The 12847-nt window shown below is 67.8% G+C and carries 12 protein-coding genes; 3 read left to right on the forward strand and 9 right to left on the reverse strand.

The window, feature by feature from the left end; all coding sequences use genetic code 11:
• Positions 1 to 39 precede the first annotated feature (39 nt).
• A complete protein-coding gene (locus tag BLR24_RS23955; protein ID WP_093021742.1) occupies positions 40 to 2175 on the reverse strand; it encodes a 3-hydroxyacyl-CoA dehydrogenase NAD-binding domain-containing protein in 2136 nt (711 codons plus the stop codon).
• Positions 2176 to 2320: 145 nt separating this feature from the next.
• Between BLR24_RS23955 and BLR24_RS23960 the strand changes: the two genes are divergently transcribed.
• Positions 2321 to 3253 carry a LysR family transcriptional regulator gene (locus tag BLR24_RS23960; RefSeq protein WP_093021745.1) on the forward strand — a complete coding sequence of 311 codons (933 nt, stop codon included), beginning with the start codon at positions 2321 to 2323 and terminating at the stop codon, positions 3251 to 3253.
• On the opposite strand, the gene BLR24_RS23965 is transcribed toward BLR24_RS23960, so the two are convergent.
• Positions 3238 to 3465: a hypothetical protein gene (locus BLR24_RS23965; protein ID WP_093021748.1), complete on the reverse strand. Its 228-nt coding sequence runs from the start codon at positions 3463 to 3465 to the stop codon at positions 3238 to 3240. The two genes, BLR24_RS23960 and BLR24_RS23965, sit on opposite strands and share 16 nt — an antisense overlap.
• A gap of 114 nt (positions 3466 to 3579) precedes the next feature.
• Between BLR24_RS23965 and BLR24_RS23970 the strand changes: the two genes are divergently transcribed.
• Positions 3580 to 4101, forward strand: coding sequence for an ureidoglycolate lyase (locus tag BLR24_RS23970; RefSeq protein ID WP_093021751.1), 522 nt, complete (start codon positions 3580 to 3582; stop codon positions 4099 to 4101).
• Here BLR24_RS23970 and BLR24_RS23975 read toward each other — a convergent pair.
• The 7 genes from BLR24_RS23975 to BLR24_RS24005 form a co-directional block, all read right to left on the reverse strand.
• Entirely contained in the window at positions 4098 to 4463 is a 366-nt protein-coding gene (locus tag BLR24_RS23975) for a TfoX/Sxy family protein (protein WP_093021754.1), read from the reverse strand. The genes BLR24_RS23970 and BLR24_RS23975 overlap by 4 nt on opposite strands.
• Positions 4464 to 4512: 49 nt before the next feature.
• Positions 4513 to 5694, reverse strand: a complete 1182-nt coding sequence (locus tag BLR24_RS23980) for an amidase (protein ID WP_093021757.1) — start codon at positions 5692 to 5694, stop codon at positions 4513 to 4515.
• A 28-nt stretch (positions 5695 to 5722) separates the two neighbouring features.
• Positions 5723 to 6712: an ABC transporter ATP-binding protein gene (locus tag BLR24_RS23985; RefSeq protein ID WP_093022001.1), complete on the reverse strand. Its 990-nt coding sequence runs from the start codon at positions 6710 to 6712 to the stop codon at positions 5723 to 5725.
• Positions 6713 to 6747: 35 nt separating this feature from the next.
• Positions 6748 to 7788 carry an ABC transporter ATP-binding protein gene (locus BLR24_RS23990; RefSeq protein WP_093021760.1) on the reverse strand — a complete coding sequence of 347 codons (1041 nt, stop codon included), beginning with the start codon at positions 7786 to 7788 and terminating at the stop codon, positions 6748 to 6750.
• A gap of 340 nt (positions 7789 to 8128) precedes the next feature.
• Entirely contained in the window at positions 8129 to 9037 is a 909-nt protein-coding gene (locus BLR24_RS23995; RefSeq protein ID WP_093022004.1) for an ABC transporter permease, read from the reverse strand.
• Between the two features lie 19 nt (positions 9038 to 9056).
• Positions 9057 to 10010 carry an ABC transporter permease gene (locus tag BLR24_RS24000; RefSeq protein WP_093021763.1) on the reverse strand — a complete coding sequence of 318 codons (954 nt, stop codon included), beginning with the start codon at positions 10008 to 10010 and terminating at the stop codon, positions 9057 to 9059.
• On the reverse strand, positions 10010 to 11611 hold the full coding sequence (locus BLR24_RS24005; protein WP_254787548.1) for an ABC transporter substrate-binding protein: 1602 nt from the start codon (positions 11609 to 11611) through the stop codon (positions 10010 to 10012). The genes BLR24_RS24000 and BLR24_RS24005 overlap by 1 nt, the downstream gene beginning before the upstream one ends.
• 186 nt (positions 11612 to 11797) lie before the next feature.
• On the opposite strand from BLR24_RS24005, the gene pyrC reads away from it, so the two are divergent.
• Positions 11798 to 12829 (forward strand): dihydroorotase, encoded by a 1032-nt coding sequence (gene pyrC, locus BLR24_RS24010; protein WP_093021769.1) that lies wholly within the window; start codon positions 11798 to 11800, stop codon positions 12827 to 12829.
• Positions 12830 to 12847: the final 18 nt, after the last annotated feature.

The raw sequence follows: 12847 nt of genomic DNA on the forward strand, positions 1-12847 counted from the left end.
CTTGGTGGACGAGCCCGGACGGACTCGGATGAACTCTGATTACTCGGATTGATTGAGGCTTGCGAAATCGGCACCGCGTTCGACCAGATCCACCAGCAGCGGCGAGGGCTGCCAGAAAAGCGGGTCTTCCTTCGCGAACTCGCGGATGTCGGCCAGCACCTTGGCGAGGCCCACGGTGTCGGCGTACTTCATCGGGCCGCCGCGGTGGCGCGGGAAGCCGTAGCCGTAGAGAAAGGTCACGTCCACGTCGAGCGGGCGCAGCGCGATGCGCTGGTGCACGACGTTGGCGCCTTCGTTGATCATCGCGGCCATGTAGCGGCGCATGATTTCTTCCTCGGTGAAGGCGCGCGGCTTGATGCCCGCGCGTTCGCGCTCGGCGTCGATGATGGCCAGCACCTCGGGGTCGGGCGTGCCGGTGCGCGCGCCTTCGGGATACAGGTAGTAGCCGCGCTGTGTCTTCTGGCCGAACCAGCCGCGCTCGCAGATGCGGTCGGCAATCTGCACGTAGCGCGCCTTCGGGTCGCGCGTGGCGGCCTTGCGCTTGCGCGTGGCCCAGCCGATGTCGCCGCCGGCCAGGTCCGACACCTGGAACGGCCCCATCGGATAGCCGAAGTTGCGCACCGCCTCGTCGATCTGGTAGGGCGAGGCGCCGTCTTCCATCATGTGGTCGGCAGCCTGGCGGTACACGGCCAGGATGCGGTTGCCGATGAAGCCGTCGCACACACCGGCGCGCACCGGCACTTTCTTCAGCTTCTTCGCGAGCTCGAAGCCGGTGGCGACCACGTCGGCGCTCACCTTGGCGGGCACCACGATCTCGAGCAGCTTCATGATGTTGGCCGGCGAGAAGAAGTGCAGGCCCACCACGTCCTGCGGACGCGAGACGCTGGCCGCGATCTCGTCGATGTCGAGGTACGAGGTGTTGGTGGCCAGCACGGCGCCGGGCTTGCACACGCGGTCGAGCTCGGCGAACACGGCCTTCTTCACGCCCATGTCCTCGAACACGGCCTCGACCACGATGTCGACCTGCCCGAGCGCGTCGTAGCTCGTGGAGCCCGAGAAGCGCGCCATCACCGCGGCCTTGGCTTCGGGCGTCATGCGGCCCTTCTTGATGAGGCCGTCGTACACCTTCTCGACATACGAGCGGCCGCGCGCGAGGCTGGGCTCGTCGCGCTCGATCATGGTCACGGGCATGCCCGCGTCGAGCATGGCCACCGCGATGCCCGCGCCCATGGTGCCGCCGCCGACGATGCCGGCCGCGTCGAGCGCGCGCGGCTTGGCCGCCTTGGTTTCGGGCGCCTTCAGCACTTCGCGTTCGGCAAAGAAGGCGTGGATCAATCCCGCGCGCTGCGGACTGTCGATGCATTGCAGGAAGAGCTTGCGCTCGAGCGCCATGCCTTCGGCGAAGGGCAGCGTGAGCGCGGCTTCGACCGCTTCGATGATCTTCATCGGCGAGAACAGGCCGCGGCTCTTCTTGGCGGTGTCGGCCCGCGCGGCTTCGAGGGCGGCGCGGCTGGCCTCTGCGTCGGCCAGGCCGGCGGCCTCGCGCGTGCGGCGCACTGAGGCCTTTGCGGCGACGAGCTCGTTCGCATAGGCGAGGCCATCGGCGAGTGCATCGGCTTCGTTGCCCAAGCGATCGACGAGTCCAAGCGACAGCGCTTCCTTCGCGCCCGCATGGCGGCCGCTGAGCATCAGTTCGAGTGCGGGCTTCACGCCGACGAGCCGCGGCGCACGCTGCGTGCCGCCGGAGCCGGGCAACAGGCCGAGCGCCACTTCGGGCAGGCCCAGCTTGGCCGACGGCGCGGCAAGGCGGTAGTGCGCCGAGAGCGCCACTTCGAGACCGCCGCCCAGCGCTGCGCCATGGATCGCCGCGACCACCGGCTTGCTGCAGTTCTCGATCTTCAGGCACACCTCCGGCAGCGATGGCGGCTGCGGCGTCTTGCCGAACTCGCGGATGTCGGCGCCGGCGATGAAGTTGCGGCCCGCGCCGACGATCAGCACCGCCGTCGCGCCGCCGTCGGCCTCGGCCGCGTCGATCGCAGCCACGAGGCCGCGGCGCACGTCCACGCCCAGGGCGTTGACGGGTGGGTTGTCGATGGTCACCACGAACACGTCGCCTCGACGTTCGAAGGCGACGGGACCGGAAGACGTGGAGGGGCTGGAGCTTGAGGTGGCCATGTGCTTTGTCTCTTGCGTGGCGAGCCCTGCAACGCGAGGGGCTCGAGGCTCTGGGGTGAACCTCGCATTCTTGGTCCGCGCCGCCGCTTTGACAATTGCATAGCCCATTGACAGACTGTCAAAGAATTTTTGACACAATCGGGGTATGGACGTCCAATCGCTGACCCTGCTGGTGGAAATCCTTGACGCCGGCAACCTGAGCGCGGCGGCCCGCCGGCTCAAGATGAGCCGCGCCAACGTCAGCTATCACCTGAACCAGCTGGAGCGCTCGGTCGGCGCGCAGCTGGTGCGGCGCACCACCCGCCGCGCCGAGCCGACCGAGATCGGCTTGCGCCTGTACCAGCATGGCGTCGCCATCCAGACCGAGCTCTTGGCCGCGCGCGAGTCGGTCACCACGCTGGGCGAGGGGCTGCAGGGCCGCGTGCGGCTGAGCGTGCCCAGCGGCTACGGACAACTGGTGATGGCCGACTGGCTGATCGACTTCAAGCGCCAGTACCCCGGCATCGTGCTCGACGTGGTGTTCGAAAACCGCATCGAAGACCTGCTGCGCGACGAGGTCGATATCGCGGTGCGCGTGATTCCCGAGCCGCCGCAGAACCTGGTGGCGCGCGACCTGGGGCCGGTGCGCTACGTGGCCTGCGCGTCACGCGACTATGCACATAAGCATCCGCTGCCGGTGCAGCTCGACGAACTGCAGGGCGCGCCCGTGGTCACGGCGGCCGTCATAGGCCGGCAGCTGCGCGTGTCGGCCTACCAGGGCCAGAATCTGGGAGTGGTGCGGCGCGAGGTGATCCTGGAGCCGACGTTGATCTCGGAGAACTTTCTGTTCCTGCGCCAGGCCGTTCTCGCGGGCCTGGGCATCGGCCTCGTGCCCGACTACGTGGTGCAGGAGGACGTGCGCAAGGGCGATGTGGTGACCACGCTCGACGACTGGCGCCTCTCCATCTTCGGAACGCAGATGTTCATGCTCTATATGCCGAACCGCCAGCACACCCGCGCGATCCGGACCTTCATCGACTTCATCCTGGAGCGCGTGCGGGCGCCTGGCGCCGAACCGGCCGATCAGTCGCAGCGGTAGGTGACTTCGGCATTCGGCGCGCGGGCTGCCGCCTTTGGGTCGAGGTAGCGCAGCGGGGCGCCGAAGTTGCGGCAGTAGGCCTCCGCGTCCTTTGCCGTGGGCGACTTGTACACGCCGTCCCCCAGCCGTGTGACGAGGGGTGCCGGCCCCGATGCGCATGCCGCGAGGAGAGCGGCCGGAACGAGCAGGCAGAGGGTGAGGGAGCGTCGCATCGGGAAGGCGCAAGGCTGCGCAGAGGAACAAGAAGCCCGCGACTTTAGCGCCTGCCGGTCCGGCGCCGGCTGGGATGAGATGACCAGCGGCATGTTTTCTGCTGTACTGGCCGCATGAACGATGCCGCTCCCCGCGCCGCCCTGATGCCACTCGCCGTGCAACCGCTGACGCCGCAAGCCTTCGCACCCTATGGCACTGTGATCGAGGCACCGGCCGGCGCAGGCCGCCCGATCAACGGCGGCAATGCGCAGCGCTTCGACCTGGTTTCCGATCTGCAGCTCGGCACCGCGAACGGCCGGCCGATGCTCGCACTGTTCCGCGCAGAGGCGCGGCGCTTTCCGCACCAGGTCACGGAGATGGAGCGCCACGCGCTCGGCAGCCAGACCTTCGTGCCGCTCGGAGAAAGGCGCTTCGTCATCGTGGTTGCGCCGCGCGGCGCGGCGCCGTCTCCGGAGACGCTTGCCGCTTTCATCACCGACGGGCTGCAGGGCGTAACGCTCGCGCCCGGCACCTGGCACCACGCGCTGCTGGCCGTGGACGCGGGCGACTTCGTGGTGGTGGAGCGTGCCGGCGATGCGGTCGATTGCGACACCTGCGCGTTCGCGGCGCCGGCGATCGTCGACTGGGAAAGCTAGGCGCTCTTGCCGGCGGGCTTTTTCTTCCCGGCGAGACTTTGCGCCACCTGAACAGCCTCCCGGGCCAGCGCCGTCAACGCTTCGTGGTCTTCGATGGTCTCGATGGGAACCTGGAAATACTTTCGCACCTGCACGCGCCGGGCCTTCGTGTCGTAGGCAAAGCATTGGCTGCCCAGCTTCTCGTATTTCGGCCGGGTGTCCTTGTCCACGACGAAGTACAGGGTGCTGCCCATGATCATCCCGAACTGCGTGGCATCGGCCGACAGCCCCGTTCCGCCGAAGAAGCGGGTCCTGGCGATGCGCGGGATTCCGGAGAGTCGGTCCACGATGAAATCGGCGAACTGCGACGAGGCTTCCGACATGATGTTGCTGGCGCCAGGCGCCGGATGGAAAGAGCGCAGTGTCGCCGAGTCAGCCCGCCGCGATGTGCTCTGCCATCCGGATCAGCGACAGGTCCGATCCGGCCGGCCCGAGCAGCGAAATACCGAGCGGCGCACCGTCGCGCTGCGCGAGCGGCATCGACAACTGCGGAAAGCCCGCGAGCCCCGCGATGCAGAGCATCTGGATCGCGCGGTTGCGATAGTCCTCCAGCCCCGCTTCGCTCTCGCTGCGCAGCGGCGCGATGTCGGGCATGGTCGGCATCAGCAGCACGCCGTCGGTGCCGAGCAGTTGCGCCAGGTGGCCGCGGAAGGCGGCGCGAAACGCGCGGCCGGCGGCAATCTGCGCGTCGGTCACGTCGCGCGACCAGGCAAAGCGCTCGGCCACGCCAGGACCGAGGGGTGGCGCGTAGCGTTCGATCAACGGACCGTCGGTGAGCCAGGCCTCGTGCGCCTGCACGTAGCGAAAATTCCAGTACATCGCATCGAAGGAGTCGAGCGCAACGTTGATGCCCTGCGCTTCGCCGAATACGTCCTGCACGCGCGCGGCTGCATCGGCCAGTGCACCGGCAGCGGCCGGTGCGGCAAGCGACCAGACGTCTTCGGGGCGCAGCAGCCGCACGCGCTGCGGGAGCGCGGGCGCGTCGTCGCCCAGCAGCACGTCGGCCACGCGCGCGAAGGTGCCGATGTCGCGTGCGAACCAGCCGCAGGTGTCCAGGCTGGGCGACAGGTCCAGTACGCCATCGAGGCTCACGCGGCCGTGCGTGGGACGCAGGCCGTACAAGCCGCAATGGTTGGCCGGTGCGCGCACCGAGCCGCCGGTGTCGGTGCCCAGCGCGAAGTCGCAAAGATTCCACGACACCGCCGAGGCCGAACCCGACGAGCTGCCGCCCGTGATGCGGTCCTTGGCCGCGCCGTTGATCGGCGCGCCGAAATGCGCGTTGTTGCCGTTCATCGAGAACGCGAGTTCGTCGGTCACCGTTTTGCCGATGAAGCGGGCGCCCGCATCGAGCAGCTTCTGCACTGTGGGCGCGGTGCGCGTCTTGATGCCCGACATGGCAAGCACGATCGGGCTGCCGCCGCCCGTCGGGTAGCCCGCCACGTCGAACAAGTCCTTGGCGGCAAAGCTCAGGTCGGCCAGCGGACCGGTGCCTGCGCGCGCCACGGGCACGTCGGGGTAGGGAACGAAAGCATGTGCGGGGTCGAACAGCGGCATGGCGATGAAGGGTTTGGACGAAGAGATTTCAGGCGACCAGGACGGGCGCGGTGGCCGCGGCGGCGTCCGGGCGGATGCAGCGCGCGCGGTGATTCGGCGCAAGCTCCACCGCCGTGGGCTGCGCGGCCCGGCACATGTCATTCGCAAGCGCGCAGCGCTCGGCAAAGGCGCAGCCCGGCGGCAGGGACGAGAGGTCGGGCGGCGCGCCGCCGATGGTCTCAAGCCGCGTGCCACGCGCCAGCGCACCGTGCGCGCGGCTCTTGAGCAATGCGATGGTATAGGGATGCCGCGGCGAGCGGATCAACTCGCGGGCGGTGCCTTCCTCGACGATGCGCCCGGCATACATCACGGCAATGCGGTCGGCCACTTCGACGGCCGCGCCGATGTCGTGCGTGACGAAGATCACCGAAAGACCAAGGTCGCGCTGCAGTTCGCGCAGCAGCAGCAGAATCTGGATCTGCACCGTGGCATCGAGTGCGGTGGTCGGCTCGTCGGCCAGCAGCAGCTGGGGCTTGCAGGCCAGTGCCAGCGCGATCATGGCGCGCTGGCGCATGCCGCCCGACATCTCGTGCGGATAGGCGGCCAGCCGGCGTTCGGGGCTCGGAATGCGCACCCGTTCGAACAGCGCAAGCGCGCGCTGCCGCGCCTCGGATTCGGAAGCGGCTTCATGGCGGCGAATCGATTCCACGATCTGGGCGCCCACCGAATACACCGGGTCGAGCGCCAGCAAGGGCTCCTGAAAGATCATCGACGCCACCTTGCCGCGGAAGTCGAACAGCTCGCGCTGCGGCATCGCAAGCACGTCGCGGCCCGCCACCTGCACCTGGCCGCCAATGCGCGTGCGACGCTCCGGATGCAGGCGCAGCAGCGTTCGCATGGTCACGCTCTTGCCCGAGCCCGATTCGCCGATGAGCGCCACCACTTCACCGCGCCGCACGTCCAGGCTCACGCCGCTGACGGCATGCACGGGCTTGCGTCCGCCCGAGAAGGTGACGCTGAGGTCGCGCAGGCGGACCATCGGTTCGCCGTCGAGAATGACGTTGCTGTTGGTGCTCATGCTGCTCGCCTCATCGCTTGTTGCGCCAGCGGATGCCCGCTTCCAGGCTCGTGGACCAGGCAGCTCACCGCATGCTGCGAGCCCGTGGCAATGCGTTCGGGAACGACCTGGCTGCACACCGGCGCGGCCAGGGCGCAGCGCGGATGAAAGCGGCAGCCGGTGGGCGGGTCGATGGGGTTCGGCGGGTCGCCGGCCAGCGGGGCTTCCTCGGTGCGATGGTCGGGGTCCATCGAGGGCATGGAGGACAGCAGCGCGCGTGTGTAGGAATGGGCCGGCGCCTCGTAGAGCGCGTCGGCCGGTCCGATCTCGGCCACCTGGCCGAGGTACATCACCATGACGCGGTCGCTCACGTAGCGGACCACGTTGAGATCATGGCTGATGAAGAGGTAGGTGAGGCCGAATTCGGCCTTGAGGTCTAGCAGCAGGTTGATCACTTGTGCCTCGACTGATTTGTCGAGCGCCGACACGGCCTCGTCGAGGATGACCATGCGCGGCTGGAGCGCCAGCGCACGCGCGATGTTGACGCGCTGGCGCTGGCCGCCTGAAAGCTCGTGCGGATAGCGCTCCGCAAAGCGCTGCGGCTCGAGGCCGACGCGCGACAGCAGGTCGCGCGCGCGGGCCACGGCTTCTCGTCGTGTCACACCATGCACCTGCGGGCCGAAGGCGATCGAGTCCTCGATGGTGAGGCGCGGGTTGAGGGAGGCGTAGCTGTCCTGGAACACCATCTGCACCTGCCGGCGGAATTCCTTCAGCGGCAGGTCGCGGCTTCCGACCTCGCGGCCGTCGAACACGACTTCGCCGCGCGTCGGTTCGATGAGCTGCATCAGGAGACGCGCGGTGGTCGACTTGCCGCAGCCCGATTCGCCGACCACGCCGAGCGTCTCGCCCTTCATTACCTCGAAGTCCACGCCGTCCACCGCGCGCACCATGCCGCCGCCGCGGCCCAGCGGATCTTTCTTGAGCGGGAAGTGCTTGACGAGTCCTGCAATGGTGAGAAGCGGTTGTGCGGGGCCGCCGATGTCTTTCAGTGCGTCCATGCGGTCATGCCTCTGTCGGTTTGCGTTGCGGGTGCTCCTGATTCAGGGCGTGTGCACAGGCCACCGGGTACTCCCCTCCGCGAATGTCCCCCGCCTTCGGCTCCTCCTTTATTTCGCTGCGGGGAGCACTCGGCGCCCTGTGCCCAATGGGCGCTGCGGTTGTTCCGCTCGATCAACGACCGCGCCGCATGACGGTCACGTCGATGGGGTGCCTTGCGCAGCGAAATAAAGGAGGAGCCCGAAGGGCGGGGGACATTCGCGGAGCAAGGTACCCCGTCGGCGGGAGCGCGCCCCGAACAAACCAACCGCGCACTCCGAGGCACAAAAAGACAAGCGCCCATCACGAACCCTTGTTGTCCATCGCAGAACGCAAGCCGTCCGACAGGATGTTGAAGGAAATCGACGTGATGAAGATCATCACCCCCGGCAGCGCGGCCACCCAAGGCTGCACGTAGATCGCCGTGCGCAGCGTGTTGAGCATCAGGCCCCACTCCGGCTCTGGCGGCTTCACGCCCAGGCCCAGGAACGAGAGGCCCGAGGCCAGGATCATCGACACCGCGATCAGGCTGGTGGCGTAGACGAAGATCGGCCCGAGCACATTTCCCAGCACGTGAACCCGCACGATGGTGAACGGGCTCGCACCCGAGGCGCGCGCCGCCTCCACGTAGTCGCGGTTGCGCACCTGGGTGGTGACGCTCTCGGCCACACGCGCGATCTGCGGAATGAACACGATGGTGAGCGAGATCAGCGAGTTGACCACGCCCGCGCCCAGCGTGCCCGACAGCGCAATGGCCAGCAGCACCGAGGGAAAGGCGTAGAACACATCGATGGTGCGCATGACCAGCGTGTTGGTGATGCCGCCCGCATAGCCGGCAACCAGGCCGATGACCGTGCCGAGCACGAAAGCGCAGAGCACCGGCGTGATGCCGATGAAGAGCGACAGCCGCGCACCGACGATCAGCCGGGAGAGCATGTCGCGCCCGAGCTCGTCGCTGCCCAGCGGCAGGCCCGCGGTGCCGATGGGCTTGAGTCGCTTGAGCATCGACGACTGGTAGGCGTCGGCCGGTGCGATCCACGGGCCGATCAGCGCAAGCGCGATCAGCAGCAGCACGACGATGGCCGCGCCCACCGCTACCGGGTCGCGCCGGAAGCGCAGCCAGACGGAGGCCCAGTAGCCGCGGGAGCGCTGGGCCGGCAGCGGCTCGACGGCGGCCGCGACAGGGGAAGAAGAAGCGAGCACGGTGGACATGGCTTTTCCGGTTTCTTCTTCAGGCACGCGCAATGCGCGGATCGAGCAGCGTCTGCAGCACGTCGACCAGCAGGTTGAGCACCACGAAGAACAGCGCCAGCACGAGGATGGTCCCTTGCAGCAGCGGCAGGTCGCGCTGGAAGATGGCCGAATTCAGCAGAAAACCGGTGCCGGGCCACGAGAACACGGTCTCGATCAGGATCGAGCCGCCGAGCAGATAGCCCAGTTGCAGGCCCATCACGGCCAGAGCCGTGGGCGCCGCGTTCTTCACCATGTGGCGGAACACGCCGAAGTGCGTGAGCCCCTTGGCGCGCAAGCCCACGATGAACTCCTGGTCGAGGATGTCGGCCACCAGCGCGCGCACCGTGCGCGCGATGATGCCCATCGGAATCACCGACATCGTGAGTGCCGGCAGCACCAGGAACTGCAGGTGCGCCCAGTCCCAGGCCCAGTCGTCGGAGCCGCTCGGGCCCGCGCCCGTGGCCGGCAGCCACATGAGCTGCGAGGAGAACACGATCACCATCACCATGCCGAGCCAGTAGTGCGGCACGCTCACGCCCAGCACCGACAGCATCGAGGCGAAGCGGTCCACCCACGACCCGCGGAAGTACCCCGCCACGAACCCGAACAGGCAGCCCAGCACGAAGCCGATGAACGTAGCCACCACCGCCAGCCGCAGCGTATTGCCGACGGCGGTGAGCACCTCCGACGCCACGGCGCGGTTGCTGGCAATGGACACGCCCAGGTCGCCGTGCAGCGCGCGCCAGACCCACATTGCGAACTGCTCGGGCAGCGAACGGTTGAAGCCGTAGAGCTCGCGCAGCTGCGCCTGCAGGTCGGCCGACGCATCGGGCGGCAGGATCGACACCAGCGGGTCGCCCGGCGCGATGTGCACCAGCAGGAAGCACACGAGCGCCACGCCGACCATGATCGGCACCGCGTAGACGATGCGGCGGATCAAATAGGCAAACATCAGTCCATCGTCATGGTGGCGATGTCGATGAACCAGCTCTTGGGCTGCACCACGTTCTTGATCTTGGCCGAGAGCGCTCGCGGACCGACGTCGTGCGCAATCCAGACGAAGGGCGCGTCGTCCACGATGTGGGTGTGCAGCTTGGCCAGCGCCGCGTCGCGCGCCTTGTCGTCGAAGCTGGTGCGCGCGTCGGCCACGAGCTTGTCGACCTCGGCGTTGCCGTAGTAGCCCCAGTTGTTCGACACCGGCGGAAAGGCCTTGGTGCTCACGAAACGCACCATCGCGAAGAACGGGTCCATCGCCGCGAAGCTCACGTTGGTGGCATTGGCGCCGTTGGCCGAGGGGTCCTTCGCGCCCTTGCGCCAGTTGGTGAAGAGCGTGTTCCATTCGATCACGTCGAACTGCACGTCGAAGAAGCACTGCTTGAGCGACTCCTGCGCGAACTCGTTCATCGGCAGCGGCTGCATCTGGCCGGAGCCCGAGGCGGAGATCTGCACCTTCACCTTGATCGGCTTGGCCGCGGAATAGCCGGCCTGCGTCATGAGCGCCTGCGCGGCCTTCACGTCGTACCTGATGTCGAATCCGGGCTTGCCGAACCAGGGGTGGCCCGGCGGCACCGTACCCTTGGGCTCGGCCATCATGCCGCCGAGCAATTGCTTCATGCCGCCGCGGTCGATGCACAGGTTGGCGGCCTGGCGCACACGCTTGTCGAGCCATGGCGAGCCTTCGGCGAACGAGAGCTGCCAGGGCCACACGTGCGGCTGGGCATTCGAATAGATCTTGAAGCCGCGCTGCGTGATCTGCGCCATGGCGTCAGGCGCGGGTGCCTCGATCCAGTCGACCTGGCCGCCGAGCAGCGCGGCGGTGCGTGCGTTGGCTTCGGGCATGGGGATCATCACGACCTTGTCGATCTTCGGCACGCGCTTGGCGTCCCAGTAGGTCTTGTTGGCCGCCAGCTCCAGCCGCTCGCGGGCGACGAAGCGCGTGACCTTGAACGGGCCCGAGCCGGCGGGGTCGGCCGCGAAGGCGGTCCACGCGGCCTTGGCCTTGTCGGCGGGCGTTGCACCGGCCGCGGCGTCGAACTTCTTCTGCCATTGCGCGGGCGAGGCCATGAACAGGTTCGTCAAGTTGATCGGCAGGAAGGCATCGGGTTCGCTGGTGGTGAACTCGACCGTCATGTCGTCGATCTTGCGCGCAGTGCGCAGCGTGGGCATGCGCGAGGCGGTCACGCCCACCTGGCTGGGGTCGAACTGCGGCGCGTCCTTGTCGAGCACCTTCTGCACGTTCCACACCACGGCATCGGCGCTGAAGGTCGAGCCGTCATGGAACTTGACGCCGGGGCGCAGCTTGAAGACCCACTTGGTCTTGTCCTTGGCGTCCACCGCCCATGAAGTGGCGAGCCCGGCGATCAGCACGCTCGGCGCATCGGCCTTGGACAGGTCCCATTGCGTGAGCGAGTCGTAGATCGGAATGCCGGTGAAGCGGTTGCCCTCGAAGCCCTGATCGGGCTGGCCCAGCGTGCGCGGAATGTCGGCGGCCGTCATGGCGATGCGCAGGGTTTTTTCCTGCGCGAGCGCAGCGGGTGCGGCAACGGCCAGCATGGCCAGCAGCACGCTGGCGGCCAGCGGTTTCAGGGACAGGGCAGGGATAGCAGCACGCTTCACATCAACTCCTAAGGAAAGGACGGGCCAGGGCCCGAAGACGAAGGCCAAGGGGCCAAGGGAAGCGGTCAAGCACGACATGTGCCAGCCGCTGTTCCGGGCCCCCGATGCGACAATCGCCTTCTCATGACAGATACCCTCACCATCACCTGCCCGGACGACTGGCACCTGCACGTGCGCGATGGCGCCGCCCTCGAAGCCGTGGTGCCGCACAGTGCGCGCCAGTTCGGCCGCGCGCTGGTCATGCCCAACCTGCGTCCTCCCGTGACCACCGCGTCGCAGGCCATGGCCTACCGCGACCGCATCCTCGCCGCGGTGCCCGAAGGCACGGCCTTCGAGCCCGTGATGTCGCTCTACCTGACCGACAAGCTGCCGCCCGAGGAAATCGCGCTGGCAGCCGCTGCCGGCGTGCGCGCGCTCAAGCTCTACCCGGCCGGCGCCACCACCAACAGCGATGCCGGCGTAACCGACATCCGCCATACCTACAAGACGCTCGAAGCGATGCAGAAGCACGGCCTGCTGCTGCTGGTGCACGGCGAGGTGACCGATCCGGCCATCGACCTGTTCGACCGCGAGGCCGTCTTCATCGACCGCGTGATGATTCCGCTGCGCCGCGACTTCCCCGAGCTCAAGGTGGTGTTCGAGCACCTCACCACCAAAGAGGGCGCTCACTACGTGCGCGATGCCAACCGCTTCACGGCCGCCACCATCACCGCGCACCATCTGCTCTACAACCGCAACGCCATCTTCACCGGCGGCATCCGCCCGCACTACTACTGCCTGCCCGTGCTCAAGCGCGAGACGCACCGCGTGGCGCTGGTCGAGGCGGCTGCCAGCGGCAGCGACCGCTTCTTCCTGGGCACCGACAGCGCGCCGCACCCGGCCCACCTGAAGGAGCATGCGCTCGGCTGCGCCGGCTGCTACACCGCGCTCACCGCCATCGAGCTCTATGCCGAGGCCTTCGACAGCGTGGGCGCGCTCGACAAGCTCGAGGGCTTTGCGAGCTTCCACGGCCCCGACTTCTACGACCTGCCGCGCAACAGCGGCACCATCACGCTGAAGCGCGAAAGCTGGACCGTGCCCGAGACGGTGCCCTACGGCGACGCCACGCTCAAGCCGCTGCGCGGTGGCGAAACCGTGAACTGGAAACTTCTATGAGTTTTCCGTCACGCGATC

It is taken from the genome of Variovorax sp. OV700 (genome assembly GCF_900099805.1).
In the GTDB taxonomy this organism is placed as follows: Bacteria; Pseudomonadota; Gammaproteobacteria; order Burkholderiales; family Burkholderiaceae_C; genus Variovorax.